The organism is Streptomyces sp. NPDC058240 (assembly GCF_042882135.1).
In the GTDB taxonomy this organism is placed as follows: Bacteria; Actinomycetota; Actinomycetes; order Streptomycetales; family Streptomycetaceae; genus Streptomyces.
Genome location: NZ_JBHVWT010000013.1, coordinates 151,874 through 177,381, shown reverse-complemented (window position 1 = coordinate 177,381; position 25,508 = coordinate 151,874). Strand labels below are relative to the sequence as shown.

General features: G+C 72.2%; 24 protein-coding genes and 1 riboswitch. Of the genes, 7 read left to right on the top strand and 17 right to left on the bottom strand.

Going from position 1 to position 25,508, the window contains the following annotated elements; genetic code table 11:
- Nucleotides 1-45 precede the first annotated feature (45 nt).
- Nucleotides 46-954 (top strand): RNA polymerase sigma factor SigF, encoded by a 909-nt coding sequence (locus tag ACFVX4_RS22095; protein ID WP_389979965.1) that lies wholly within the window; start codon nucleotides 46-48, stop codon nucleotides 952-954.
- 94 nt (nucleotides 955-1,048) lie between these two features.
- Here ACFVX4_RS22095 and ACFVX4_RS22090 read toward each other — a convergent pair whose 3' ends face one another.
- Nucleotides 1,049-1,957, bottom strand: a complete 909-nt coding sequence (locus ACFVX4_RS22090; protein WP_389979962.1) for an NAD(P)-dependent oxidoreductase — start codon at nucleotides 1,955-1,957, stop codon at nucleotides 1,049-1,051.
- 56 nt (nucleotides 1,958-2,013) lie between these two features.
- Nucleotides 2,014-2,715: an adenosylcobinamide amidohydrolase gene (locus tag ACFVX4_RS22085; protein ID WP_389980024.1), complete on the bottom strand. Its 702-nt coding sequence runs from the start codon at nucleotides 2,713-2,715 to the stop codon at nucleotides 2,014-2,016.
- 415 nt (nucleotides 2,716-3,130) lie between these two features.
- Between ACFVX4_RS22085 and ACFVX4_RS22080 the strand changes: the two genes are divergently transcribed.
- Entirely contained in the window at nucleotides 3,131-4,189 is a 1,059-nt protein-coding gene (locus tag ACFVX4_RS22080; protein ID WP_389979959.1) for a DUF2382 domain-containing protein, read from the top strand.
- Between the two features lie 177 nt (nucleotides 4,190-4,366).
- Here ACFVX4_RS22080 and ACFVX4_RS22075 read toward each other — a convergent pair whose 3' ends face one another.
- The 7 genes from ACFVX4_RS22075 to ACFVX4_RS22045 form a co-directional block, all read right to left on the bottom strand.
- A complete protein-coding gene (locus tag ACFVX4_RS22075) occupies nucleotides 4,367-5,164 on the bottom strand; it encodes an ABC transporter ATP-binding protein (RefSeq protein WP_389979956.1) in 798 nt (265 codons plus the stop codon).
- The gene (locus tag ACFVX4_RS22070; protein ID WP_389979953.1) at nucleotides 5,161-6,252 is read right to left on the bottom strand and encodes a FecCD family ABC transporter permease; all 1,092 of its coding nucleotides are present in this window, start codon (nucleotides 6,250-6,252) and stop codon (nucleotides 5,161-5,163) included. Before ACFVX4_RS22070 ends, ACFVX4_RS22075 begins: the two co-directional genes overlap by 4 nt.
- Nucleotides 6,249-7,316 carry an ABC transporter substrate-binding protein gene (locus ACFVX4_RS22065; RefSeq protein WP_389979950.1) on the bottom strand — a complete coding sequence of 356 codons (1,068 nt, stop codon included), beginning with the start codon at nucleotides 7,314-7,316 and terminating at the stop codon, nucleotides 6,249-6,251. Before ACFVX4_RS22065 ends, ACFVX4_RS22070 begins: the two co-directional genes overlap by 4 nt.
- A 35-nt stretch (nucleotides 7,317-7,351) precedes the next feature.
- Nucleotides 7,352-7,543: riboswitch (cobalamin riboswitch) on the bottom strand.
- A gap of 77 nt (nucleotides 7,544-7,620) precedes the next feature.
- The gene (locus ACFVX4_RS22060) at nucleotides 7,621-8,844 is read right to left on the bottom strand and encodes a beta-ketoacyl-[acyl-carrier-protein] synthase family protein (protein WP_389979947.1); all 1,224 of its coding nucleotides are present in this window, start codon (nucleotides 8,842-8,844) and stop codon (nucleotides 7,621-7,623) included.
- Complete coding sequence (locus tag ACFVX4_RS22055) at nucleotides 8,841-9,119, bottom strand: acyl carrier protein (RefSeq protein ID WP_266423764.1); 279 nt, start codon at nucleotides 9,117-9,119, stop codon at nucleotides 8,841-8,843. The genes ACFVX4_RS22060 and ACFVX4_RS22055 overlap by 4 nt, the downstream gene beginning before the upstream one ends.
- 250 nt (nucleotides 9,120-9,369) lie before the next feature.
- A complete protein-coding gene (locus tag ACFVX4_RS22050) occupies nucleotides 9,370-11,220 on the bottom strand; it encodes an acyl-CoA dehydrogenase (RefSeq protein ID WP_389979944.1) in 1,851 nt (616 codons plus the stop codon).
- A gap of 13 nt (nucleotides 11,221-11,233) precedes the next feature.
- Nucleotides 11,234-12,511: a beta-ketoacyl-[acyl-carrier-protein] synthase family protein gene (locus ACFVX4_RS22045; protein ID WP_389979941.1), complete on the bottom strand. Its 1,278-nt coding sequence runs from the start codon at nucleotides 12,509-12,511 to the stop codon at nucleotides 11,234-11,236.
- Nucleotides 12,512-12,709: 198 nt separating this feature from the next.
- Between ACFVX4_RS22045 and ACFVX4_RS22040 the strand changes: the two genes are divergently transcribed.
- Nucleotides 12,710-14,002: a hypothetical protein gene (locus ACFVX4_RS22040; protein WP_389979938.1), complete on the top strand. Its 1,293-nt coding sequence runs from the start codon at nucleotides 12,710-12,712 to the stop codon at nucleotides 14,000-14,002.
- A 41-nt stretch (nucleotides 14,003-14,043) separates the two neighbouring features.
- Here the strand turns inward: ACFVX4_RS22040 and ACFVX4_RS22035 are convergent, their stop codons facing one another.
- From ACFVX4_RS22035 to ACFVX4_RS22020, 4 genes are all read right to left on the bottom strand, one after another.
- Nucleotides 14,044-14,976 (bottom strand): carbohydrate kinase, encoded by a 933-nt coding sequence (locus ACFVX4_RS22035; RefSeq protein ID WP_389979935.1) that lies wholly within the window; start codon nucleotides 14,974-14,976, stop codon nucleotides 14,044-14,046.
- Nucleotides 14,977-14,990: 14 nt separating this feature from the next.
- Nucleotides 14,991-15,953 carry a GH32 C-terminal domain-containing protein gene (locus tag ACFVX4_RS22030; protein WP_389980021.1) on the bottom strand — a complete coding sequence of 321 codons (963 nt, stop codon included), beginning with the start codon at nucleotides 15,951-15,953 and terminating at the stop codon, nucleotides 14,991-14,993.
- Between the two features lie 153 nt (nucleotides 15,954-16,106).
- Entirely contained in the window at nucleotides 16,107-16,361 is a 255-nt protein-coding gene (locus tag ACFVX4_RS22025; RefSeq protein WP_093540855.1) for a type B 50S ribosomal protein L31, read from the bottom strand.
- A gap of 139 nt (nucleotides 16,362-16,500) precedes the next feature.
- Nucleotides 16,501-17,382 (bottom strand): ABC transporter substrate-binding protein, encoded by an 882-nt coding sequence (locus ACFVX4_RS22020; protein ID WP_389979932.1) that lies wholly within the window; start codon nucleotides 17,380-17,382, stop codon nucleotides 16,501-16,503.
- A gap of 216 nt (nucleotides 17,383-17,598) precedes the next feature.
- Here ACFVX4_RS22020 and ACFVX4_RS22015 point away from each other — a divergent pair, with 216 nt between their 5' ends.
- Both ACFVX4_RS22015 and ACFVX4_RS22010 read left to right on the top strand, forming a co-directional pair.
- A complete protein-coding gene (locus ACFVX4_RS22015; RefSeq protein WP_389979930.1) occupies nucleotides 17,599-18,093 on the top strand; it encodes an HIT family protein in 495 nt (164 codons plus the stop codon).
- A gap of 157 nt (nucleotides 18,094-18,250) precedes the next feature.
- A complete protein-coding gene (locus tag ACFVX4_RS22010) occupies nucleotides 18,251-18,616 on the top strand; it encodes a hypothetical protein (RefSeq protein WP_389979927.1) in 366 nt (121 codons plus the stop codon).
- A gap of 30 nt (nucleotides 18,617-18,646) precedes the next feature.
- On the opposite strand, the gene ACFVX4_RS22005 is transcribed toward ACFVX4_RS22010, so the two are convergent.
- On the bottom strand, nucleotides 18,647-19,534 hold the full coding sequence (locus ACFVX4_RS22005; protein WP_389979925.1) for a LysR family transcriptional regulator: 888 nt from the start codon (nucleotides 19,532-19,534) through the stop codon (nucleotides 18,647-18,649).
- Nucleotides 19,535-19,614: 80 nt separating this feature from the next.
- Here ACFVX4_RS22005 and ACFVX4_RS22000 point away from each other — a divergent pair, with 80 nt between their 5' ends.
- Complete coding sequence (locus ACFVX4_RS22000; RefSeq protein ID WP_389979922.1) at nucleotides 19,615-20,883, top strand: MFS transporter; 1,269 nt, start codon at nucleotides 19,615-19,617, stop codon at nucleotides 20,881-20,883.
- Here the strand turns inward: ACFVX4_RS22000 and ACFVX4_RS21995 are convergent.
- The 3 genes from ACFVX4_RS21995 to ACFVX4_RS21985 all read right to left on the bottom strand — a co-directional run bounded on the left by ACFVX4_RS21995 (nucleotide 20,873) and on the right by ACFVX4_RS21985 (nucleotide 23,527).
- The gene (locus ACFVX4_RS21995) at nucleotides 20,873-21,190 is read right to left on the bottom strand and encodes a cupin (RefSeq protein WP_389979919.1); all 318 of its coding nucleotides are present in this window, start codon (nucleotides 21,188-21,190) and stop codon (nucleotides 20,873-20,875) included. The two genes, ACFVX4_RS22000 and ACFVX4_RS21995, sit on opposite strands and share 11 nt — an antisense overlap.
- A gap of 61 nt (nucleotides 21,191-21,251) precedes the next feature.
- The gene (locus ACFVX4_RS21990; RefSeq protein ID WP_389979916.1) at nucleotides 21,252-22,904 is read right to left on the bottom strand and encodes a glycoside hydrolase family 13 protein; all 1,653 of its coding nucleotides are present in this window, start codon (nucleotides 22,902-22,904) and stop codon (nucleotides 21,252-21,254) included.
- A 140-nt stretch (nucleotides 22,905-23,044) separates the two neighbouring features.
- Entirely contained in the window at nucleotides 23,045-23,527 is a 483-nt protein-coding gene (locus tag ACFVX4_RS21985) for a GNAT family N-acetyltransferase (protein ID WP_389979913.1), read from the bottom strand.
- A gap of 215 nt (nucleotides 23,528-23,742) precedes the next feature.
- Here ACFVX4_RS21985 and pgm point away from each other — a divergent pair, with 215 nt between their 5' ends.
- Nucleotides 23,743-25,383: a phosphoglucomutase (alpha-D-glucose-1,6-bisphosphate-dependent) gene (gene pgm, locus ACFVX4_RS21980; RefSeq protein ID WP_389979910.1), complete on the top strand. Its 1,641-nt coding sequence runs from the start codon at nucleotides 23,743-23,745 to the stop codon at nucleotides 25,381-25,383.
- Nucleotides 25,384-25,508 lie beyond the last annotated feature (125 nt).

Genomic DNA, 25,508 nt, shown 5'->3' with positions numbered 1-25,508 from the left:
CAGGTGCATACACCTCATGGGCTACGACCAGGGGAGCGTGACGGGATGACGGCGCACACTGCGCGGACCGCCGGTACGGAGCGAACGGAGAGTGCCCGCCCGACACCGGCGGACGTGCCGGCCGGGGACATCGGCGGCCTGCCGTGGATCGAGGACGCGGGGAAGATCGCTCCTTGTGACGCGCGCGAGCTGTCCAGGCTGTTCTTCGGCCGCCTCCAGGTCCTGGAGGAGGGGACCCCCGCCCATCAGTACGCGCGGAACACCCTCATCGAGATGAACCTCTCTCTCGTACGGTTCGCCGCGGGACGGTTCCGCAACCGGGGCGGCGGCGACATGGAGGACATCGTCCAGGTCGGCACCATCGGGCTGATCAAGGCCATCGACCGGTTCGAACTGTCCCGCGAGGTCGAGTTCACCTCCTTCGCGGTCCCGTACATCACCGGGGAGATCAAACGATTCTTCCGCGACACCACCTGGGCCGTGCATGTCCCGCGCCGGCTGCAGGAGTTGCGGGTCGACATCGCCAGGACCAAGGAGTCGCTCGTCACGGAGCTCGACCGTGACCCCACGGTCCCGGAGCTGGCCGAGCAGCTGGGGCTGAGCGAGGACGAGGTCACCGAGGGCATCGTGGCGGCCAACGGGTACGCGGCGGGCTCGCTGGACATGCCGGCCGATCCCTCGGAGGCGGGGCGGCGCCACGCGCCGGGGCGCACCTTCGCCGATGTCCTGGGCGGTCCGGATCCCGCCCTGGAGACGGTCGAGAATCTGCATGCGCTCGCGCCGCTGCTGGGCTGTCTCGACGCTCGCGAACGTCGCATCATCGACATGCGTTTCGGCCAGGAGATGACACAGTCCCGGATCGGCGCGGAACTCGGCATCTCGCAGATGCATGTGTCACGGCTGATCAGCAGGATTCTGCGGAAGCTCCGCAGCGGAATGCTCGTCGAGGAGTGACCCCGGCCGTCCCGGTCCGCGGCCACCGGGCCGGCCCGTCACGCAGGCCCGGAGCGGTTCGCCCCGGCGTCCTCGGGCCGGCCGGTGGGGAGGCTCAGCCGCCGTCCTTCTCCGGGGCGCGGCCCGCGTAGTAGGTGGCGATCATGTCCTCGCCGCCGTGTCCCGCCGCCTCGGCGCGCAGGAAACGGTCGGCCGACGCCGCGACCAGGTCCAGCCGCACCCCCGAGGACCGCGCGGCGTCCAGGATGAGGCGGGTGTCCTTGAGCGCGGTGGACAGGGCGAAGCTCGGGGTGAGATCGCCGGACAGGACCGCGGCGGACTTGCCCTGCAGATACGCCGAGTCCAGCGGGCCGCCCTTCATGACGTCGAGGAAGATCTGCGGATCGATGCCCAGCCCTTCCGCGAGGTTGAGGCATTCCGCGATGTTGTTGACCATGGTGATCACCCAGGTGTTGACCACGAGCTTCAGTCGCGAGGCCGCTCCCGGGGCCTCACCGACCCAGACCGTGCGCTGCCCGATCGCGTCCAGCACGGGTTCGACCGTCGCGCGGACGGCGGAGGGACCGGCGACGAGGACCGTCAACGCGCCTTGTTCCGCGGGCTGTCTGGTACCGGAGACCGGTGCGTCGAGATAGACCGGGCCCAGGTCCGCGGCGCGCTGGGCGAGATCGGCGGTGGCGTCGGGCCCGACCGTCGTGCTCTGGAGCAGGACCTGGCCGGCGTGCAGTCCCCCGGACGCGGCGGCGAGCGCGGCGGCGACGGAGGGGCCGTCGTTGAGCATGGTGAGGACGACATCCGCACCGCGTACCGCCTCCTCCGCCGTCTCCGTGACGGTGGCGCCGTCGGCGGCGAGCGGGTCCGCCTTGGACCGCGTACGGTTCCAGGCACGGACCACGAGTCCGGCCCGGAGCAGGCTGCGGGCCATTCCCGATCCCATGATTCCGGTGCCGAGAACGGCGACGACCGGCCGCTTTGGGGTGGTGTCGGCAGCGCTCGATGTCATGAGGGGACTCCCTTGCGTCGGCCGCGCCCCGGGCCGGCCCGCGGCGCTGTGAGTTCTCAGGATTGCCGGAGCGCGCCTTCGAGGACGGCAGCGTGCACAGCCCTGGCGAGTCGCGCGCCCCAGCGGGAGCGCGGTCCCGCGAAGGCCTCGGCGGGGGTGGGTCCCGGGGACGGCGCGGCGATGCAGACGGCGTCCGTGGGGGTGCCCGAGCAGTCGAGACCCGCGTCCAGGAGCGCCTGGACCTTGGCCTCGGTGGCCGTGGCGACGGCGTTGACGAGTGCGGCGTCGGAGAGCGGCACGGGGAGGGTGACGACGATGTTGATCGTGCCCGGACGCGGCGGCCCCCCGGTGCCCTCCGCCGGGTCGGCGGCCCAGCCGCGTACGCCGAGTCCGCAGGTGGCGGTCGCCGTCACGCCCTCGTCGGCCGCGACCGTGTACGCGGTCACGTCCGCGGCCGTCATCAGCCCGGCACCGGGTCCGGTGAGGTGTTCGGCGGCGGCGATCTCGGCGAGGTGGCGGTCGGGGTCCAGGCGCGGATAGCCGCCGGGCACCTGGGCGTTGAGGATCCAGTCACGCGGACCGATGCCGCCGCCGAGCACGGCGCTGCCGCAGACCCGCCACCCCGGCCCGAGCCGCCACACCAGATGGTGCAGGTCCGCACCGTCCTCGTGACGGGCCAGCAGTTCACCGCGCTGTTGGGTGCGTCCGGCCGGCTTCACGATCCCGGCGACCAGCTCCGACGGACAGCGCGGGCGCATCCGGTCGTAGAGCTCCGCGTCTTTGTCGAATGTGCCACGCAGCGTGTTCATGCCGGGTACAACGCCGGGCGGATCCCCCGGTTTCGTGGCGCGGTGGCATGCCCGGCGGCACCCTGCCGTTCCGGCATCTCCGGAAAGGACCGGCCCCGCGCCACCCCGCCCGCCCGGCCCCGGCCTCGCCCCAGGCCCGAATGCCCGGCGCGCAGCCTCCGCACCTCACCCGAATGGCCTAACGCGGGAACAGGGCGCACACCGCCGTGGCAGGCGGTCACCGCCCAACCGTCGAGCATGCCGCAGCCGGCCGCCGCGGCCCGGGAGGTTGCAGCGTCCATCCGGGTGAGGCGCGATGGAATGCGGACGCGCCTCCTCTGATGGCCCCAGCCACAGGACGCGCCCGGACGAGGAGGAATCGGTCATGGGAGCCGCTGACGGTTTCACGGATTCCGGAGAGCTCGACGGTCTGACGGTGTACGACACCGACGGCGAGAAGGTCGGCAGTGTGGGCCGGGTGTATGTCGACGACAACACCGGCCGACCGGACTGGATCACGGTGAAGACCGGCCTGTTCGGCATGAAGGAGAGTTTCGTTCCGCTTGCCGGAGCCCGCCGCGTGGGATCCGATCTGCACATCTCGCATCCGAAGGACCGTGTCAAGGAAGCCCCTCGGGTGGACGCGGACGCGCATCTGTCCGTGGCGGAGGAGGAAGAGCTCTACAAGCACTACGGCCTCGCCAGGAACACCACCTCCAAGCTCGGCGGCCGTACGGACACGGGAACCACGACGGCGTCCGGGAAGGGCACCACGGCCATGGGGGCGGCGGGAGCCGCCGGAACCGGGGCCATGGGGGCGTCCGGCGCCGGACCCACCACCGGGTCCGACAAGACGGCCATGACCGGCACCACCGCCTCCGGTACGGGCACGGCCCGCACCACCTCGTCCGGCACGGCAGCAGGCGGGACCGGCATGGGCCAGGGCAGGCACCGAGACACCGGGGCGGCCGGCACCTCGCGTCCCCTCGTCGGCGCCGGGGCGGGCTCCGAGCGGTCCTCCGCCGACCTGGGCGGCAAGGAGGAGATGATCCGTTCCGAGGAGCAGCTGCTCGTCGGCACCGAGGAGTACGAGAGCGGAACGGCACGGCTGCACAAGTACGTCGTCACCGAGAACGTCACCAGGACCGTGCCCGTGACACACGAAGAGGTGCGCCTGATCCGTGAGCCGCTGGAGCCCGGCGCGAAGGCGGCGGAGCGTGCCGCCATCCGCGAGCAGGACGTCGAGGTCACCCTGCACGCGGAACGTGCGACCACGCGCAAGGAGACCGTGCCCGTCGAGCGGGTGCGGATGGAGACCAAGAAGGTGACCGAGCAGAAGGAGGTCTCCGCCGAACTCCGCAAGGAGCAGATCGACTACGCGGACGGCGCGGACATCGGCGGCAAGGACACCGGCGGCGAATTCGGCCAGGGACGCCGCCGCTGACCCCGTCCCGCGCACCGCGGCGGACAGCCGCGCCCGGAGAATGAGGGCGGACCCGTGTCGTGCCGGGGTCCGCCCTCTCGCCGTCGGGGTCCCCGCCACGGCGGCGGTCCCGGCATGCTCCACCAGCCCGGCACGACCCACGCGCCCGGCATGATCCATGGTCCAGAACGAAAGGCCCTACGTCCCCGCAGGACGCTCCGGCAGGAAACGCACCGAGGGCCGCCCGTCCGGCCCGTCCGGCGTGACGCGTGCCGTGACCCGGTAGACGTCGGCGATCAGCTCCTCGGTGATCACTTCCGAGGGGGTGCCGGCGGCCACCACCCGCCCCTCCTTCAGCACGACGATCCGGTCACAGAACATCGCGGCCAGATTGAGGTCGTGCAGGGCGATCACACCGGTCAGCGGCAGGGAGGCGATCAGCGCGAGGAGTTCCAGCTGGTGCTGGATGTCGAGGTGGTTAGTCGGTTCGTCGAGCAGCAGCTCGCGCGGCTGCTGGGCCAGTGCCCGCGCGATCTGTACGCGTTGGCGTTCGCCGCCGGAAAGGGTGTGCCAGGACTGGTCGCCGCGGTCGGCGAGGCCGGTCCGCGAGAGTGCTTCGCGCACCGCTTCGTCGTCCTCCGCAGTCGGTGCCGACCAGGCCCTGCGGTGCGGGATGCGCCCGAGCCGTACGACGTCCAGCACGCTCAGCTCGACCTGGGTGACGGCGTGCTGGTCGACCACGGCGATCCGCTGGGCCACGGTGCGGCGGCCGATCCCGGCGAGCCGCTGTCCGTCGAGGGTGACCACACCGGTCTCCGGAGCGAGGACTCCCGCAAGCACCCGCAGCAGGGTCGATTTGCCGGATCCGTTCGGTCCGATCAGCCCCACGGTGGCGCCGGGCGGCGGGGCGAGGTCGACCCCGTCGAGGATGAGGCGGCCGCCCGCCGCCCGGCCGACCCGTTCGGCACGCAGTCCCGAGGTGGCCGCCCCCGTCACGTGGTCCTCCGGGTGCGGTACAGGACCAGGACGAACGCGGGTACGCCGATCAGCGCGGTGACCACGCCCACGGGCACCTCCTGCGGGTCGAGGACCGTCCTGGCGAGGGTGTCGACCCAGACCAGGAACACGGCCCCGGCCAGGGCCGTGACCGGCAGCAGCCGCCGGTGCCCGGAACCCGCGAGGGCACGGGCGGCGTGCGGCAGCACCAGACCGACGAAGCCGATGGCACCGGCCGAGCTGACGAGTGCGGCGGTCAGCAGTGCGGTCGTGCACAGCAGCACGATCCGGGTGCGCGCGACATGGACGCCGAGCGTGGCTGCGGCGTCCTGCCCGAACGCGAAGGCGTCGAGCGTACGGGCGTGCCCCAGGCAGATCAGCAGTGTCACGACGAGAACGGCGGAGCAGATCCACACATCGGTCCAGCCGACCCCGCTGAGCGAGCCGAGCAGCCAGAACAGCACCCCGCGGGTCTGCTCGGCGTCGGCGGCGGTCATCACGACGAAGGAGGTGAGCGCGGAGAACAGCTGCATGGCCGCGACACCGGAGAGCACGACCCGGTCGGTCGTGCCACCCAGGGTGTGGCTGAGCAGCAGCACGAGGGCGAACGAGCACAGCGCTCCGACGAACGCGCCGGTCGAGATCGACACCGCTCCCCCGCCGACGCCGAGGACGACGACCACGACCGCGCCGGTGGACGCTCCGGAGGAGACACCGAGGACGAACGGGTCGGCGAGCGGATTGCGGAGCAGCGACTGCATGACGGTGCCGCACACCGCGAGCCCGGCACCGCACACCGCGGCGAGCAGGGTGCGCGGCATGCGCAGGTTCCAGATGATGCCGTCCCGGATCGGGGAGAGCCGTGAACGGCCCCAGCCCAGGTGGGAAGCCACCGCGGACCAGACGTCGGCCACGGAGATCCGGGCGGGGCCGATGGTGACGGCGACCGCGACGGAGATGACGAGCAACGCGGCGCCGCAGACCCACAGGGCCCCGCCGCGCAGTCTCCGTACGCCAGTCGTGGCGCGGAGGGAGGTGGCGGGGGCAGGCGGCGCGGCCACCGCCGTGCCCCGTTCGGTCCCCGTCACCCGGCGAGCCCGAACCTGCGCAGTCCGGCTGCCACGCGTTCGATGCCCTCGACCGTCCGGATGGACGGGTTCATGGACTGGCCGCTCAGCAGCACGTACCGCTTGTGCCTGACGGCATCCATGTTCTTCGTGACGGGGTTGGACTCCAGGAATTCGATCTTCTTCGCGGCGCTCTCGGCGGTCTGGGCCTTGCGGGTCAGGTCGCCGACGACCAGGACGTCGGGGTTGCGGTCGGCGACGGTCTCCCAGCTGATCTGGGGCCATTCCTCATGGGTGTCGTCGAAGACGTTCTTCGCGCCGAGCTCTTCGGTGATGATCCCGGGTGCTCCGCAGCAGCCGGCCAGGTACGGGGCCTTGGAGTCGGAGAACCAGTACAGGAGGGTCGCGTCGGAGGCGTCGATGCCCTCGGTCGCCTTCTTCACCCGGGCCCGCAACTGCGCCACGAGCGCGTCACCGCGCTCCGGTACGCCGAACACCTCGGCCAGGTCGTGCACCTCGCCGTAGACGCTGTCCATGGTCAACGGGGCGGTACGGGCGCCGTCGCCGCCGCCGCTGTTGTCCTTGCCGGTGCAGTCGGCGGGCGAGACATAGGTGGGGACGCCGAGCGATTCGAACTGTTCGCGCGGTGCAACGCCGCCCTTGGCGAGCGTCGATTCGAACGACGCGCTGACGAAGTCGGGCTCGCGGTCGAGGACCTTCTCCGACGACGGCCGGTTGTCCGCGATCCTGGGCACTTCGGCGTTGGCCTTCTCCAGGCCCTTCATCACCGGGTCGGTCCAGGTCGCGGTGGCGGCCATCCGGTCGGCGAGGCCGAGGGAGAGCAGGATCTCCGTCGATCCCTGGTCCACCGGGACGGCGTGCCGTGGCGCGGCCTCGACGGTGACGGTGCGTCCGCAGTTCTTCAGCGTCACCGGGTATCCGTCCGCGGAGCCCGGCTTCGCGGCGGAGTCGTCGGCTCCGCCTCCGCAGGCGGTCAGCAGGACCAGTCCCGCCGAGAGCAGGGCCATGGTGCGGACGGGGCTGGCTATGGACGGCACGGAGTCCCTCTGCGTCTCTGGGCTCATGCGCGGAGCCCGCTGTACGGAGTTCCGCGGCCCGGTGCCGGGTCGCGGGCGCCAGCAGGTCTTCGGACTCGGGTTCCTTCGGACGGGACGCCTTCCCAGGACACCCGAGGGTGGTCCCAGTGGCCGTGGCCCCGCCCGTCCCCCTCACCGCTGCGCGTCAGTTCCGGATTCTCACCGGATTCCCTGACCCCATGACGTGGAGTTCGACTGGCTCCGGCAAGCTATCACGAGGCTCTGCGCAGCTCATGGGGGGTGTGGCCGGTGGTACGTCGGTGTGTGTCCCGTCGCACCACCTGCCGGATGCCTACGGACGCTGAAGAGCGATGACGGCGTTGTGTCCGCCGAAGCCGAAGGAATGGCTGACGGCGCGCCGGATGGGCTGCCGCCGCGGTTGTTCGGTGACGCAGTCGATGTCGAACTCGGGCGCCGGGGCGTCCAGGTTGGCGATCGGTGGTACGACTCCGCGTTGGAGCGTGAGGACGGTGAGTCCGGCCTCGATCGCGCCGGCCGCCCCCATGCAGTGCCCCAGTACGCCCTTGGGGGCGGTGACGGGCGGCCGGTGCGGGTAGACCCGGGCGATGAGGGCGGCCTCGGTGGCATCGTTGACCGGGGTCGCCGTGCCGTGTGCGTTGACGTGCTCGACGTCCTCGGCAGTCCAGCCCGCGTCGCGCAGCGCGGCCTCCACCGCCGCCTGGGCGACCGTGCCGGACGGATGCGGACTAATGGGGTGGTAGGCGTCGGTGGTGGCGCCGGTACCGGCGAGCAGCGCCCGTGGGGCCGCGCCCCGGGCATCGGCGTCGTCCACCCGTTCCAGCACCATGACGGCCGCGCCCTCGCCCATCACCAGACCGGCCCGGTCGGCTGCGAAGGGACGGCACAGCCTGGCCGGGTCGCCGTCCGTCCGGGCCCCGGCTCCGGACCTGGCGAACCCGGCCATGGCGGCCGGGTAGACGATCGACTCGGTGGCTCCGGCGACAGCGATGTCGCACTGCCCGGTGACCAGGAGGTCGCGGGCGACGGACAGCGCGGTGGCGCCGGACGAACAGGCGGTGCACGGGGCCATGCTGGGGCCGGTGGCCCGCAGCTGGATCGCGATCTCGGCGGCGGGCATGTTGGGAATGGTGAGCAGGATGCCCGAGGGCGAGGTGGCCCCTGCTCCGAACCGGTCGAGCACGACGGCCTGCTCGGTCAGCGAGGCGGAACCCCCACTGCTGGTGCCGACGACCACCGCGACCCGGGTGCCCTCCCACCGGGCCGGGTCCAGCCCGGCGTCGGCGACCGCCTCCCGGGCGGCGAGCACGGCGAGTTTCACGTACTTCCCCATGCGGAAGGACGCACGGCCGCCGATCGCGGCGTCCAGGTCGATGCCGTCGACCATGCACGCGAAGTCGATCGCGCACCCTTCGAGCTCGGCGACGGTGCGGGCCGGTGACACTCCCGCGCACACGCCCCGCCAGGTGGATTCGGTGTCGTTGCCGACCGGGGTGATCATGCCCAGGCCGGTGACGGCGACGGCCGGCCTGTTCATCGGGCGTTGCTCATCGCGGTCCCGCCGCCCACCCGCGCACCGCGGCCGGCTGCCGGGTCGATGAACCGTGTGATGTCGGCCAGCGTCGCGTCCTTGGGGAGCTGGTCGAAGTCCCGGTTGCCGCCGGCCGTCTCCCTGATGAGGACGGCGAACTCGGCGACGGCGAGGGAGTCCATCTCCAGGCTGTCCATCGTGGAGCCCGGGTGGATCTCGGCAACGGGCACTTTGAAGGTGTGTGTCAGAACCTCGGTGATCTTGGGATGAATCGCACTCATGAGCTTTCTCTCCATCATTCGGTCCGGCTGTCGGGCCGGCGGTGACACCGTCCCGACGCCGAATCAACTGGGTGGAGTGCCTCCAGTTACGCCTTGTGCCGAACCGATTCGGCACCGTCCTCCCCGCACCACCGGGCCAGGACGGACGCCGTACCCCAGTAGGCCAGCAGGACAACACGGACTCCGAGGGCCCCGGCCGCCTCCCTGATCCGGTGACCCCGTACAGCTGTTCCCCTCCTCGTCATGGCCCTCACCGCTCGTCCTGAACCGTCGCCCGGTCCCCGCCCGTCCTCCAAGCGGCTCCCGGATCGTCGTAGGCGGCCACGTAGTCGGCTCCGGCGATGGGCCAGTCGGCGAGCAGCTCCGGCGGCAGCGCGAAGGACTCGACGAGGTCGGGCAGTTGGGCGGCGACCATGGTGATGAGCTCTTCCACCCGGTCCGGCAGTCCGTTGACCTGGTCGGCGGTCAACAGGCCCGCTGCCAGCAGATCACCGCTGTTGCGGGCGATCCGGTCGAGCGCGAAGAGCCGTTGCAGCTCGCCGAGCCGTTCGCGGGCGGGCCCCTCGGGCAGCGCGGCCACCGCTTCCTCGTACGCCTCGGCCGCCTGCCACTGGGCGTGGGCCTCGACGCCGCGCAGGGCGGGCCCGGACGCCACGTTCCACCGCGCGAGCGGGTCACCGTGCGGTGCGAGGCGCATCCGCTCCCGGGCCCTGCCGAACCAGATCCGCTCCAGTTCCGCGAGCAGCCTCCCGAGGAACCTGGGGTCGTCGAGTTCGCCGGGTCCGCCGCCGGAGGAAGCCTCGGGCCCGCCCGGTGCGGTGGCGAAGAGCATCTCCGCGGCCGCCTTGGCGTGGATGGCCATATTGTCGCCCTCGGCGGTGATGGCGCCCTCCACTCCGGTGAGGAGTTCGCTCATGCCGTTGTTCTCCAGGAGCGCCTGGGCGCCGCAGCGTTCACGGCATTCGACGATCACGGACCTGGCCTGCCAGGTGACCCACCCCTTGGCGACGGCGACCAGCCGCTCCGCCTCCTCCCGCTGCCCGCCCTCTTCCCAGCGGTCCAAGGCCCTGCGGTGCAGCAGGCTCATCGCGAAGACGGTGGCCGTGGCGGACGCGAGCGGTCCGTGGTGGCTGCGGTGGGCGATCACCGGCACCTGCCGCGAGCCCCGGGGGCCCGAGACGTACCGGTGGCCGCCGTAGCGGACGGCGACGGCGAGTGTGGCCCGCGCGCAGCCGACCGCGCAGGCCGTCATCGAGATCTTGCCGGAGGTGACCCGCCCGATCGAGGCGAGGAAGCGACGCCTTCGGTTGTCGACGGTGCTGCTGAACTCGCCGTCCGCACCGATCCGTCCGTGGTCGCCGCCGAGCAGCGCGGCGCGTCCCACGAAGACCTGGTCGAAGGAGGTCAGGCAGTGGTCCACCGGGCTGCCGGTGCGGGTGGGGAGCCTGCGGATCCGTACGCCGGGCAGAGCCTGTACGCCGTCGGTGAGCGGTACGAGAAAGAGGAAGACCCCCTGATCGGCGCCGTCGACGAGCAGCCGCGCGGCCACGAGCCCGGTCTTGGGGCCGCCCGCCGGACTGGTGTTGGGCATGAATTTCTGGGCCCCGGCGTGCGGTGTGCGGAGCACGAATCCGTCGCGCTCGCGGTCGTACTCGGCCGTGGTCTCGACGGCCGCGGCGTCGTTGCCGTGTGCCACCTCCGTACAGAGAAAGGTGCCGATGCGCCGCAGCCTCAGGAAGTCCGACAGATCGCGGTCGCCGCCGTGGTCGAGGAGGCTGCCGAGAAAGAGGTTGTAGTGGACGCCCGCCACCGTGGTCAGCGCCGGGTCCACCGGGCCCAGCCATTCGTGCAGGGCCGCGAGGGCTCGGTGGTCGGCGGCCAGCCGGGCTCCGCTGTCCAGGCAGTCGTTGAGGACGCGCAGCCGCTCGTACGTGAGAGTCAGGCGTTCCTCGGTCGTGCTGCGGTCCGGGCGGCGGAAGGGTTCGCTGCTGATCAGCCGCCGCCAGAAACCGTGCTCGCGGCGGAAGTTGTCGCCGAGGAGCACACCGGTGAGGAGGTCCGTGGACCGTTCCGTGGAAGGGCTGTCGATCGTTGCGGTCATGAAAATATAACGATCAAGCAACGACGAGGACACCCGGGTCCGCGGGTGGCGGGCCGTCCGCGTCGACGCGTTGGAAAGCGAGTACGACGTTGTGTCCGCCGAAGCCGAAGGAGTGGCTCAGCACCCGCTCGACCTGCTGGATCCGGGGCTCCTTGACCACGCAGTCGAGGTCGAACCCGTCCGGCAGCGAGTCCAGGTTGGCAATCGGCGGGACGAGGCCGTGCTCCAGGGTCAGTACGGTGGCGACCGCCTCGATCGCCCCGGACGCCGCGAGGGTGTGCCCGAGCACGCCTTTCGGGGCGGTCACCGACGGCCGGTGGGGGAAGAGCCCGGAGATCAGTGCGGTCTCCATCGCGTCGTTCAGCGGGGTCGACGTGCCGTGCGCGTTGATGTGGTCGACCTCGTGGGCCGCCCAGCCCGCCTCGCGCAGCGCGGCCTCGACGGCCTTGCGCGCGCCGCCGCCGTCCGGGTCCGGGGCCGTGGGGTGATGGGCATCGGTGGCGGAACCCGCACCGGTCAGCAGGGCGCGCGGCCGTCCGCCCCGGGCGAGCGCATCGGTCGTCCGTTCCAGTACGAGCACGGCGGCGCCCTCGCCGATCACGAACCCGTCCCGGTCCGCGGCGAACGGCCGCGACGCCCCCGTCGGATCGCCGTTGCGCAGCGAGAGCGCGCCCATTCCGGCGAAGGCGCTCACCACCAGCGGGGTCAGTACGGCCTCCGCACCGCCCGCCACCACCACATCGCACCGGCCGCTCAGCAGCAGGTCGCGGGCGACGGCGAGGGCCGTCGCCCCGGACGCGCAGGCGGTCGCCGGGGCCAGACTGGGGCCGTGGGCCCGCAGGGCGATGGCCACCTCCCCGGCCGCCGCGTTGGGCATCATCATCGGGACCAGAAGCGGCGACACCGCCTCCGCTCCGCCGTCGTCGAGCCTGCGTACGTTGTCGACGAGCACGGACACCCCGCCCACCCCGACGCCGAGCACCACCGCGACCCGGTCACCGTCCCACCGCTCCGGCGACAGCCCGGCGTCCGCCACTGCCCGGCGGGCGGCGACCAGTGCCATCTTCACGAACCGCGCCATCCGCCACACCGCACGCCCGCCGACCGCCTCGTCCAGGTCGATCCCGTCCACCGGACAGCCGAAGTCGACCGGCAGTCCGGCCAGTTCCTCGCAGCTGCGGGCCATGGACACGCCGGCGCACAGCCCCTCCCAGAAGGTGTGCTCGTCCGCGCCCGCGGCAGTCACCATGCCCAGTCCCGTCACCGCGACGTCCCTGTCGACCCGCGTCATGTCCGCCCCCTCCTCCGTAATCGATCACGCCTACCGGTTGTCGAACGGCAGTGGCCCCGGCGAGGATGCGGCCAATGAGCCGAAAGGGTCATCGATACCTCCGGCGGGCCGAACGGTGCCGCACGTCACGGTGACCGTGTTCACCCGTCCACAGCAGTCCGCCGTGCCGTGCGCGGCGGCAGGCCGTCCCCTGGGGGGATGGAAGCGGACCGTGATCAGCCGAAGCCCCCGGAGGAAAGTGCCGAGCTGGAGGCGCTGCGCGCCAGGGTGGCCGTGCTGGAGGCCCGTGCCCCGGCGCGGCACCGGCCGCGGGCCCGTTCCTTCCTCGCCGTGCTGCTCGTCCTCGTCGCGGCCGTCCTCACGCCACTGAGCATCGTCTCCACCTGGGCGAAGAACCAGATCGGCGACACCGACAACTACGTGGCGATGATGGCGCCGCTCGCCTCCGACCCAGATGTGCAGACCGCGGTGACCGATCGCGTCACCGGTGCCGTCATGCAGCACCTGGATGTGAAGACCCTGCTGGCCGACGTCTCCCCCGCCGACCGGCCGGTTCTCGACAAGGCGCTGTCGAAGCTGAACGGCCCCCTCACCACGGGCATTTCGAACTTCGTGCACGGGACCGTGGAGAAGTTCGTCGCCGGCGACGCCTTCGCGAGGATCTGGACCGACCTCAACCGGACCGCCCAGTCCGCCGCGGTGAAGGCGCTGTCCGGAAGCGGCGGCGGGGCGGTGAAGCTCACGGACGACACCGTCACCATCGACCTCGCACCGGTCATCGACCGGGTGAAGCAACGCCTCGTCGACCGAGGACTGGGCGTCGCGGCGAAACTCCCCGAGATCCACACCGATTTCACGGTGCTGACCTCCGACTCGGTGGGCAAGGCCAAGAAGTGGTTCCGGGCCCTCCAGATCATCGGGTTCTGGCTGCCGTTGGTCACTCTGGTGCTGGCCGCGGGCGGGGTGCTCCTCGCGGTGCGCCGCCGCCGCGCCCTGGTCACGACGGCGCTCGCGGTCGCGGCCGGTGCCGCGGTGCTCGGCCTGGCCCTGTGGGTGGGCCGCGGGTTCTATCTGGACAGCCTGCCGTCCGGGGTGTCGCAGCCGGCGGCCGGTTCGGTCTTCGACGTCCTGGTCGGCCGGATGCGTGCCCTGGTCCGTATGGTCGTCACGCTCGGCATCGTGGTGGCCCTCGCCGCGTGGCTCACCGGTGACGGCCGCGCCGCCACCCGCGTGATGGCGATGTGGAGCGGCGGCATCGGTGCGGTACGGGACGCGGCCGGTTTCACCGGCGGCCCGGTCGGCCGGTGGGTGCACCGCGCCAGGCGCCCGCTGAACTGGACGGTGGTCGTGGTGGCCGCCGCGGTCCTGGTGGTGTGGGACCGGCCGACCGGTCTGGTCACCGTGTGGATCGCGCTGTGCGCGCTGTTCGTTCTCGCCGTCGTCGATTTCCTCGACGACGACAGCCGCCCGCACCTGGTGGCGCCCGGGTGAGCAAGGGCTCCCGGGCGCCCCCTCCCCCGACCGGGGCGTGTTCAGCTCCGGGCGAGTGCCGCCTCCAGCTCCGCCTCGGACGGCGGGTTGGCGCCTGCCCGTGCGACGGTGACCGCGGCGGAGGCCGCCGCGTGCCGCAGGACGTCGGCCGTCCCGGCCCGGTCCAGCGAGCGCAGCCGCTCCCGGCCGTCCGCGCCGAGCAGCCCGTGCGCGGCGAGGGCGTGCAGGGTGCCCGACATGAAGGCGTCGCCCGCCCCCACCGTGTCGACGACCTCGGTGGGCAGCGCGTCGACCGTCACCCGCCCGCCGGGCAGCACGGCCAGCGCGCCGTCGCCGCCCCGGGTGACGAGGACGACCGCCGGACCGGTGGCCAGCCAGCGCTCGGCGACCTGTTCCGGCTCCTGGCCCGGGTACAGCCATTCCAGGTCCTCGTCGCTGGCCTTCACCACATCGCTGAGCGCGACGCATCGTTCGACCCGGCGGACGGCGGACGCACGGTCCCCCATCAGCTCCGGCCGCACATTGGGGTCGTAGCTGACGGTCGCGGCCGTCCGCAGCGATTCGACGGCGCCGAGGACAGTGGCCGCCCCCGGTTCCATCACCGCCGCGATGGAGCCGGTGTGGACGTGGTGCGGTGGCCGGTCCAGGGCGACCGGGCCGAGCGTCCAGCCGATCTCGAAGGTGTACGCGGCCCGGCCGGCGCCGTCCAGGGTGACGGCGGCGGACGGGGTGGGGGCCGTGGCCTCGTCCGTGCGGACCTCGACGCCGGCGCCGGCGAGATGGTCCCTGATCAGCCGGCCGTTGTCGTCGGGGCCGAGTTGGGTGAGCAGGGTGGCGCCGTGCCCGAGCCGGGCCAGACCGTACGCCACGTTGGCCGGGCTGCCGCCCGGGTGGACCTGATCGGCCGCATCCGGCAGCCGGACGACGTCGGCGACGCATTCACCGATGACCAGCAGGTCGAGTCTTTCGAGCATGGGAATGGAGTCTCCTACAGTGCGGTGACGAACGTGTCCTGGTAGGCGGCGCGGCCCCCGAACACATTGAGCCCGATCCTGCCGCGTGTGTGGTGGGTGTCGGTCACATCGATGACCTGCCGGCCGTCGACGAACGCCTCGATCCGCCCGCCGCGGGCCCTGATCCGCAGCGGGAGGCTCACCCCCGCGCGGACCAGCAGGGGTGCCTCGGCGAGCACGGTCGTCCGTCCGCCGTCCTTGCCGAAGAGCCTGACCGTCCGCAGGTTCGGGTCGAGGTTGAGGGCGTATCCGTCGGCCGTGTCGGGCGTGGCGCGCAGCAGCACCGATCCGGCGCCGCCGGTCCCGTCCGGGCCGCCGAAGCGGACGACCGAGGTCAGTTCCAGATCGCCGTACTCGGTGCTGGAGACGGCGGTCGAGTCCCGGTCGAAGACTCCGGTACGGCCGGCGCCGGTAGTCGTCCAGTGCCCGACCGGCACGGCGGTGAGGTCGCCGAGTCCACCGCTGCGGAACACGCCGCCCCGCGGGCCCGGAGGCGGCTCGGGGCCGATGTCCGTCACCCGGAAGACGTCGCGGAGCCGGTGGACGGTCAGCGTCACGATGCGGGCCGCGCCTCCGGTGGCGTAGAAGGCCATGCCCCGGTCGTCCGGTTCGGGGAAGAGGAGGCTGCTGATGGTGACCAGGCCGTCGCCGCCGAACACCTCGACGGAGGAGGTGTCCATGAACAGCCTTACCCGCAGCCGCCGTTCACCGTCGGCGGTGGCGAGGGGCAGGGCTGCCGAGGTCCGTCCGGCGAAGTGTTCGGTGAAGTCGCCGGCACCCGAGGCGCCGCGGTCCACGAAGAGCTTGCCGGTGCCGACGTCGTAGCCGACGAGCGTCCGCCGGTCTCCGCCGGTGCGGAGCCGGAAGCCGAATTCGGTGGCGGCGCCCGTGCCCGGCAGGGCGATCTCGGCCCGGATCTCGTAGGACCGGCCGCTCAGTGCCGAGAGCGGGTTGGCGCCGCGCTTTAGTAACGCGCGTTAGTTCGATGTTGCAGGCAAGTTACGAGGGTTTGGCCGGCGGTGTCAGGAGCTGTGACGGACCGAGTCCCCCGCCCCTTCGACGGGGCCGGGGGACTCGGGTCCGCAAGCAGGTCAGGAGGCGTCCTCGCCCCCGTACCGGCGCTCGAACTTGGCGACCTGCCCCTCCGAGTCGACGACGCGCGCCTTCCCGGTGAAGAAGGGGTGGCTCTCGGCGGAGATCTCCACGTCGATGACGGGGTAGCTGTTGCCGTCGTCCCAGTCGATCGTCTGCTCGCTCGACGCGGTGGACCGGGTCAGAAAGGCGTAGCCCGCCGAACGGTCACGGAAGACGACGGGACGGTAGGAAGGGTGCTTGTCCTGCTGCATGCCTGCTCCTGGGGACGTACGGGGTCGGCGCGGGGCGGTCGTGTCCAGCCTCGCGAACCCGTGCGGCCCGCGCGATCGGACACGTCCGTACGGGGGCGTCGCCGTGCACGCGTACGGGCGTACGCCGACCGACAGCCTCTCAGCGCCCGGCCGCCTCCAGCGCCTCGGCCACGAGCGTCAGGAACCGTGCGTGGGCCCGCGAACTGCACACCGGCTCCGGGTTCCACGGCACAACCCGGGCGGCCTCCTCGATCGCCGACCAGTCCGCGTTCGTCCGCAGCTCGCCGAGCGGCGTGGCGTTGGCCCGGACATCGGCGAGAACCACCGCGGGGCGCAGGGCCACCGCTTCCGCCCAGCCGACCGTGGACCAGTTCAGGCCGGGCCCCTCGGCCGGCTCGACGATGCCGACGCCCAGCTCGGCCAGCACACGCAGCTCGGGCCACATCCGGGGGCGGGCGAGATGCGTCTGTTCCTGCCCGGCCGGGGAGAGGGCGACGACCCGGGGCCCGCCCCCACCGGCCACGAGCGTGCGCAGCCGGTGCCGCGCGGCGTCCAGGTCCTGTGTCGCCGTCTCGGGCTCCTCGGCACCGAGCGAGCGGGCGAGCAAGGCAAACCGGTCACCGATCTCGGCGAGGGTGCGCGCCTGCCCCACGTCGATGACGACGACCGGGACGTGCTCCTCCAGATGCTTGGCGGTCTCCGCGGCGATCCCGTAGACATGGCCGCCGCCGTAGCTGACCGCCACGACGAGATCCGGCTCACCGCTCAGCAGGGTTGCCACGTCCAGGGTGCTGCCCGCACCGAGGTAGCCGACCTCGGCCAACGGAAGCGAACCGGTCTTCGCCGCGTCCGGTACGGCCCGGTCGTCGTGATCGGAGCCGAATATCGCGCTCGGGCGAATCCCGTGGTCCCACAGGGTCGCTCCGGCCTGGACATAGGCGAGCACCCGCTCCGGGCGCCGCCCGGCGGTCGACAACTGTCCACGATCGTCGGAGAACTGCCACACGGTCCGCTCGCTCACGTCACACGCCTCTCGCCACCGGTCACTGCGCCCCGCTTTCCGGGGTCGTACACCAGTACCTGCCCACCAGACTCCGGCCACACCCCACCTGTCGGCCCGGCCGGCACCCCGGCGCATGCCGGGCCTGATCGCGTCGGGCGCGGTGGCGTTGCCCGTGGAACCTATGCTTGGCCACCTGCACCTTGCGGTGCCAGCGGACCGGCAGAGAGGAAGAGCGTGTCACCGGAACAGCGATCCCATGACCTCGAAGCCTACGAGGCCCGGGTGCGCAACGGCCCTTGCTTCGTCTGCGAGTTCGTGGCGGGTGCCCCTGGTTCCGCGCACGTCACGGTGTACGAGGACGACCAGCACATCGCGTTCCTCGACCGGTATCCGACGGTGCCGGGCAAGGTGCTCGTGGCCCCGAAGGCCCACATCGAGCACGCCGTCCGCGATCTGGACGAGTCCGCATACCTGCGGCTGATGTCCGTGGTCCGGAAGGTGGCCCTGGCGGTGGAAGCGGTGGTGAAGCCCGAGCGCACGTACCTGATGTCCCTCGGAAGCCAGCAGGGAAACTCGCATCTCCATTGGCACATCGCCGGCCTCCCTGCGGGAACTCCGTACCAGCAACAGCAGTTTCACGCTTTGATGGCCGAGAACGGCGTGCTGTCCCCCACGGACGAGGAAGCCGCGGCAATGGGCGAGCGCTTGCGCGCGGCGCTCCAGGGATAGGCCGGTCCGGTCCCGTACGACTCCGCGGTTGAGCACCGGTGGCTCAGCCGTGCGCCGCCCCGCCCGCGCCGCGACACCCTGCGGCGGCGCGGCGTCCCGGGCTCCGGGTGCCGGGTCGGCTCTCTTCACCGCGGGAGCGCCATCTGCTCGGAGAGCCATGCCAGTGCGGGCGGCGTCCGGTGGCTCGCTGACGGCCTGGCACCTCGCCGTGCCGCTGGTACTGACCGGCATGGGCACCGGCGTACTGGTCACGCCACTGCTGAACACCGTGCTCTCGCGCGTACGCCCGGCCGAGATCGGCATCGCCTCGGGCGTGCTGTCGACCGGACAGCAGATCGGCGGTTCGGTCGGGGTGGCCCTCCTCGGCGTGATCTTCTACGGCACGCTGGGCGAGGGCGTCCACACGGGTGTCGCGGCCTACGGGCACGCCCTGACCGCTGCCCTGGTCCTCGACCTCGCAGCGGCCGTCGCCGTCTCGGCTCCCCTGCGCCTGCTCCCGCATCCGGCGGCTCCCCGCCACTGAGCCGTGCTCCGGTCACCGGGACAGGGCCCGTCAGCCGGTCCCGGCACCGGGGTCGACACCGAGTCCGGTCAGGAACGCCGCGGCGGCCGGGGTGGGGCGGAAGCGGCTCCAGACCAGGCGCTCCGTGCGTGCGGGGGCGTCGCGGACGGGCAGCACGTGCACGCCGGTCAGTTCCGCCGCGAAGGCGGCCGGCAGCATGGCGATGCCGAGCCCACTGCGTACCAGCCGGACGATGAAGTCGGTGCCGCTGACCTCGAACGCCACCTCGCGGGTGAGGCCCACCGCCGCGAACGCCTCCTCCGACTGCGCCCGTGCCGCGGTGCCGTCGGGGTAGTCGACGAACATCTCCTGCGCCAGCCGGTCGAGACCCGCCTCCGCCTGCCCGGCCAGGGAGTGGGTGGGCGCCACGACGGCGACCAGTTCGCCCGTGGCGAGCTCGTGATCGCTCACGCCCTTCGGCCGGTAGCTGGGCAGCACGCCCAGGAACGCCACGTCGAGCGTCCCGTCCCGCACCTCCTGGACGAGGTCCTTGCTCGCCCCGTCCCGCAGGACGATGTGCACCTTCGGATAGCGGAGGTGGAACACCCGCAGCGCCGCCGGGATGTCGACCGAGGCCACGGTAGGAATGGCTCCCACCGCGAGGCGCCCGCGGACCTCCCCCGCCGTCGCGGCGACCTCGGCGCGGGCCCGCTCCGCCGCGTCCAGCGCCTGCCGGGCCTCCGGCAGGAAGGCCTCGCCCGCCGCGGTGAGCCGTACCTGACGGCTGGTGCGGTCGAAGAGCCTGGCCCCCAGGTCCTTCTCCAGCCGGGCGATCTGATGGCTCAGGGCCGACTGGACGACCAGGCACCGCTTCGCGGCGCGCGTGAAGCTGCCCAGTTCCGCCACCGCGACGACGTACCGCATCTGCTGAAGTTCCATCCATCCATCGTGAACCACGATCGATGAAATGAAAAACATGTGTTGGACTCATGGATGGTCGATCCCGGACGCTGGGGCACATGGCTCACTCCACTCACGAAACCCGCAGCCGGGCCGTGCCCCGCGCCGCACTCTCCGAGCCGCCGTCGCTCGGGCGCGGTCTGGTTCTGCTGATGGCTCTCGCCGCCGCCCTCTCCTGCGCCGGGAACTACTTCGCGCAGCCGCTCCTCGACATCATCGAGGTGAATCTGCACATCGGTGTCACCGCGGCGGGGCTGATCGTCACCGCTGCCCAGGCCGGATACGCGCTGGGGCTGATCCTGCTCGTCCCGCTCGGGGACGTCATGGACCGACGACGGCTCGCCGTGGGCCTGTTCGCGCTCACCGCGTTCTTCCTCCTGGTCACGGCCGCCGCTCCCACCGGCCCGTGGCTGATCGCGGGCACGCTGCTGACCGCGCTGACCTCCGTCGGTGCCCAGGTCGTGGTGCCCTTCGCGGCGGCCCTCGCGGCTCCGGCCGAGCGCGGCAGGATCGTCGGCGTCGTCATGTCCGGCGTGCTGCTCGGCGGGCTGTTCGGACGGCTGGCCGCCGGCGCGCTGTCCGAGCTCGGCGGCTGGCGGACCGTGTACTGGGTGAACGCGCTGCTGATGGCAGCCATGGCGATACTTCTGCACAACCGGCTCCCCCGCCTGCCCCGGCCGCGCTCCACGTCCACGATGTCGTACACCGGGCTTCTGCGCTCCACCCTGGCCCTGCTGCGGGAGGAACCCCTGCTGCGCCGCCGGGCGGCCGTCGGCGCGTTCTCCATGGCCTCGTACAGCGTGCAGCTGACCGCGCTGACGTTCCTGCTGACCCGGCCGCCCTTCCACTGGAACGCGGCCGCCATCGGGCTCTTCGGTCTGGTGGGCGTCATCGGTGTGGTGGGCATGAACATCGCGGCCCGGTTGAGCGACCGCGGCCGGGTGCAGGCCGTATCGGGAACGGCGGCCGCGCTCCTCACGCTCGCCTGGCTGCCGCTGCTGGCCGGTGAGTCGTCCCTGCTGTGGCTGACGGTCGGCGTGATCCTGCTGAACATCGCCCAGCAGGCAGGACTCAACAGCAGTCAGAACGTGATCTACGCGCTCCGCCCGGAGGCCCGCAACCGGATCAACTCCGCGTTCATGACGCTCTTCTTCATGGGCGGGGCGGCCGGAGCGGCACTCGCCTCGGTGGTCTGGTCCCGGGCGGGCTGGAGCGGCATCTGCCTCCTGGGCGGTGCGCTCGCCGCGGGCAGCCTGGTGCTGTGGATCCTGGAGCGCGTACGGGCGGCCTCCGCCGCACGTCCCGGCGCCGTCACCGTCAGTCGTTGACAGCGGTCAGCAGCACCACGGCGTCCTCCAGTGCCAGCAGCCCGTGCCGTTCCTGCGGGATCGGCTGGAGTTCTCCGGCGCTCAGCTCCACATCGCCGGAGGCCGCCGTGAGACGGACCCTGCCGCGGAGCACCTGGAGGGAGGCCGCGGCGGGGGCGTTGTGCTCGTCGAGGGCGGAACCCGAGGTGAGGGCGATGACGGTCTGCCTCAGGGGTTCCTCGTGCAGCAGGCGGTGGGCGCTGCGGCCGTGCGCGGAGGCGCGGGCCGCGGCCAGATGCTCGTCGGCGAGGGCATTGAGATCGTCCATGTGCCCACTCTGCCGCAGTGCCCGTCCCCCCGCGATCCTGCCGCCCGCCCTGCCGCGCGGATCATCCGTCCGCCTGCCCGGAGGGGCGGTCGTACGGCCGCAGCCAGGCCGCGGTGTCCCGCGGGAGCCGACCCTGCTCGTCCAGCGGGCCGCTGAGGAGGAGGGTGTCCGTGTCCTCGGGCAGCTCCACGGGTTCCTCCCCCAGATTGACCACACAGGCCGGTCCGCCGGTGCGGGTGAAGGCGAGCACGCCGGGTGCGGAGGGCAGCCAGGTCAGCTGCCGGCCCCTGGCCCCCGCCGCACGGAAGCCGGGCTCGGTCCGGCGCAGCCGCAGCGCCTCGCGGTAGAGGCTGAGCATCGACTCCGGGTCGGTGCTCTGCCGGTCGGCGGCGTACGAGGACCAGCCGGCCGGCTGCGGAAGCCATGGCTCCGTGGTGGAGCCGAATCCGGCGTACGGTGCCTGCGCCGACCACGGAAGCGGTACCCGGCAGCCGTCGCGTCCCGGGTCGGTGCCGCCCGAGCGCAGGTGCATCGGGTCCTGGATCCGGTCGCGCGGGACGTCGGCTTCCGGAAGTCCCAGTTCCTCGCCCTGGTAGAGGTAGACCGCGCCGGGCAGGGCGAGCGACAGCAGGGCCGCGGCGCGGGCCCGTCGGCTGCCCAGTGCCAGGTCCGTCGGCGTGCCGAAGGTCTTGGCGCCGAAGGCGAATCCGGTGTCCTCGCGGCCGTACCTGGTGGCGGTCCGGGTCACGTCGTGGTTGCACAGGACCCAGGTGGCGGGGGCGCCGACCGCGGCGTGCTCGGCGAGCGTGTCGTCGATCGTGGCGCGCAGCCGCCCGGCGTCCCAGGGGCAGGCCAGGAAGTTGAGGTTGAAGGCGGTGTGCAGTTCGTCGGCGCGCAGATAGCGGGCGAAGCGCTCGCTGTCCGGGAGCCAGACCTCACCGACGAAGACGGCCCCGTACTCGTCGGCGATGGCCCGCCATGAGCGGTAGACGTCATGGAGTTCGTCACGGTCGCTGAACGGATGGGGGTCGCGGCCCGCGACGAAGTCGGGCAGTGCGGGGTCCTTGGCGAGCAGGGCCGCCGAGTCGATCCGGATGCCCGACACGCCCCGTTCGAACCAGAAGCGGAGCACGTCCTCGTGCTCCTGGCGGACCGCCGGATGTGCCCAGTTGAGGTCGGGCTGCTGGGCGGCGAACAGGTGGAGGTACCACTCGCCGTCCGCGAGCCGGGTCCAGGGGACGCCGCCGAATTCGGAGACCCAGTCGTTGGGCGGGAGTTCGCCGTCCGGGCCGCGACCGGGCCGGAAGTGGAAGAGTTCCCGCTCGGGGCTGCCCGGCCCGGCGGCCAGGGCGGCGCGGAACCACGCGTGCTGGTCGGAGACGTGGTTGGGGACGATGTCGACGATCGTACGGATGCCCAGCTCACGGGCGTCCGCGATCAGTCCCTCGGCCTCGGTGAGACTGCCGAACGCGGGGTCGATGGTGCGGTAGTCGGCCACGTCGTATCCGCCGTCGGCGAGCGGCGACAGATACCAGGGCGTGAACCAGATCGCATCCACGCCCAGTTCGACGAGGTGGGGCAACTTGGCGCGTACGCCCGCGAGATCGCCGGTTCCGTCCCCGTCGCCGTCGGCGAAGCTGCGTACGTAGATCTGATAGATGGCGGCGTCCCGCCACCAGTCCACGGTGTCCCGGGGCGCGGGGCCGACTGCCACGTACGTGTTCCTCTCGCGGGGAGCTGACACAGCGCCCTCGGCAGGGGCTCCGCCGGGACGCGGCACACTCAACCACCACGCACTGAGGAGATCAACACCTCGTCCTTCGGCCGGATCCTCGTCCCGGACGGCGGACCGTGTCAGCCGTGCGCCGTCCACCGGTACCTGACGTCCGGTTCCTGCTCCTCGTTGCGACTGCCGTCGTCGAACCCGACCGCGGTGAACCCGTGCCGCTCGTAGAAGGCACGGGCGTCCGTGTTGCGCTGGAAGACGTACAGCGTGAGCTCCTCGGGCGAGAGCTCACGCACCTCGGCCAGGAGCAGTGAGCCGATGCCCCGGCGCCGTGCGTCGGGGCGCAGGTAGAGGTGTTCCAGCTCGGTTCCGTCGAGGGAGGCGAAGCCCAGCGGTTCCCCGGCACCGGTCTCGGCGATCCGCACCGTCGTTCCGGGCAGGACGACATGGGTCATCCAGGCAAGGGTGTCCTCGTCGCTGTGCACCTTGGGCAGGTACGGCATGGACGCGGCGCGCGAGGCGAGGAAGAGCCGGGTCAGCGGCCCGGCGTCCTCGGCGGTGGCCCCGCGCAGCTCCACCCGGCTGTCCGGTGCAAGATCGTTCGGTGCCATCTCGTCTCTCCTGGTCCGGCCGGAAACCCGCCGCTTCGCGCAGTCCGCGGTGGACTGCTCATGATCGTGGACGAACCTATGCCGGGCCCCGTCGCGGCCGCCAGCGGGTTTCGGCCGGTCCGTCCGGGCGGGGCAGTCGCGGGGCGGCGCGGGCCACCCGCGAAAATGTGGCGGGGGAAGACCGAAGCGACCGACCGATACGGAGGAGTGGGCAGATGCCGCACGAACGAGCTGGACAGCCGGCCCGGCCGGAGGATCTCATCGATGTGGCCCGGCTGGTGACGGCGTATTACGCGCTGCACCCGGACCCGGCCGAGCCGGACCAGCGGGTGGCGTTCGGTACCTCCGGTCACCGCGGGTCGTCCACGGCCACCGCGTTCAACGAGGACCACATCGCCGCCACCAGCCAGGCGATCAGCGAGTACCGGGCGCGCCAGGGCACGGACGGGCCGCTCTTCCTCGGTGCCGACACCCATGCGCTGTCGGAGCCGGCCCGGATCACCGCCGTCGAGGTGTTCGCCGCCAACGACGTGACCGTGCTCATCGATCCGGCCGACGGCTACACCCCGACCCCGGCGGTCTCGCACGCCGTCCTCGGCCACAACCGGGGCCGGACGGCGCGGCTCGCCGACGGTGTGGTGGTCACTCCGTCCCACAACCCGCCCGGCGACGGCGGGTTCAAGTACAACCCGCCGAACGGCGGCCCAGCCGGGTCCGATGCCACCGGCTGGATCCAGGAGCGGGCCAACGAGATCATCGCCGCCGGGATGAAGGACGTACGCCGGCTGCCGTACGCCCGCGCACGGGCGGCGTCGACCACCGGGACGTACGACTTCCTCGGCACCTATGTGGCCGACCTGCCGTCCGTGCTCGACCTGGACGCGGTCCGCACGGCCGGAGTGCGCATCGGCGCCGACCCGTTGGGCGGCGCGTCGGTCGCGTACTGGGGCCGGATCGCCGAACAGCACCGGCTCGATCTGACGGTGGTCAATCCGCTGACCGACCCCACCTGGCGGTTCATGACGCTGGACTGGGACGGAAAGATCCGGATGGACTGCTCGTCGCCGTACGCGATGGCCTCGCTGATCGGGCAGCGCGACCGCTTTCAGATCGCGACCGGGAACGACGCCGACGCCGACCGGCACGGCATCGTGACACCGGACGCCGGGCTGATGAACCCGAACCACTACCTCGCCGTCGCCATCGACTACCTTTACGCGCACCGCGAGCAGTGGCCGGCCTCCGCGGGGGTCGGCAAGACGCTGGTCTCGTCGGGGATGATCGACCGGGTCGCCGCCGGTCTGGGCCGTGAGCTGGTCGAAGTGCCGGTCGGCTTCAAGTGGTTCGTGGACGGCCTGGTCGACGGCTCGCTCGGGTTCGGCGGCGAGGAGTCCGCCGGGGCCTCGTTCCTGCGCCGCGACGGATCGGTGTGGACGACCGACAAGGACGGCATCATCCTGGCGCTGCTCGCCTCGGAGATCCTCGCGGTGACGGGCAAGACCCCGTCCGAGCACTACGCCGCGCTCACCGCCCGGTTCGGCGAGCCGGCGTACGCCCGGATCGACGCCCCCGCCGACCGCGAGCAGAAGGCGGTGCTCGCGCGACTCTCCCCCGAGCAGGTCACGGCCGACACCCTGGCCGGTGAACCGGTCACGGCCGTGCTGACCCGGGCGCCCGGCAACGGCGCGCCGATCGGCGGCATCAAGGTGACCACCGAGAACGCCTGGTTCGCCGCCCGCCCCTCGGGCACCGAGGACGTGTACAAGATCTACGCGGAGTCCTTCCTGGGCACCGACCATCTCGGCCGGGTGCAGGAGGAGGCCAGGGCCGTGGTCTCCGCGGCGCTGGAGGCCTGAGTCCGGCCGGGGGGGGACTCGGGGGGGACCAGTCGCGCGGGGGGGGTACCGGGGGGAGGCCCCCACAAACCGGGGTGTTTGGCGCCAGCGTTGCCCCCCCAAGCTTTTCCCCCCCCCCCCCTTCT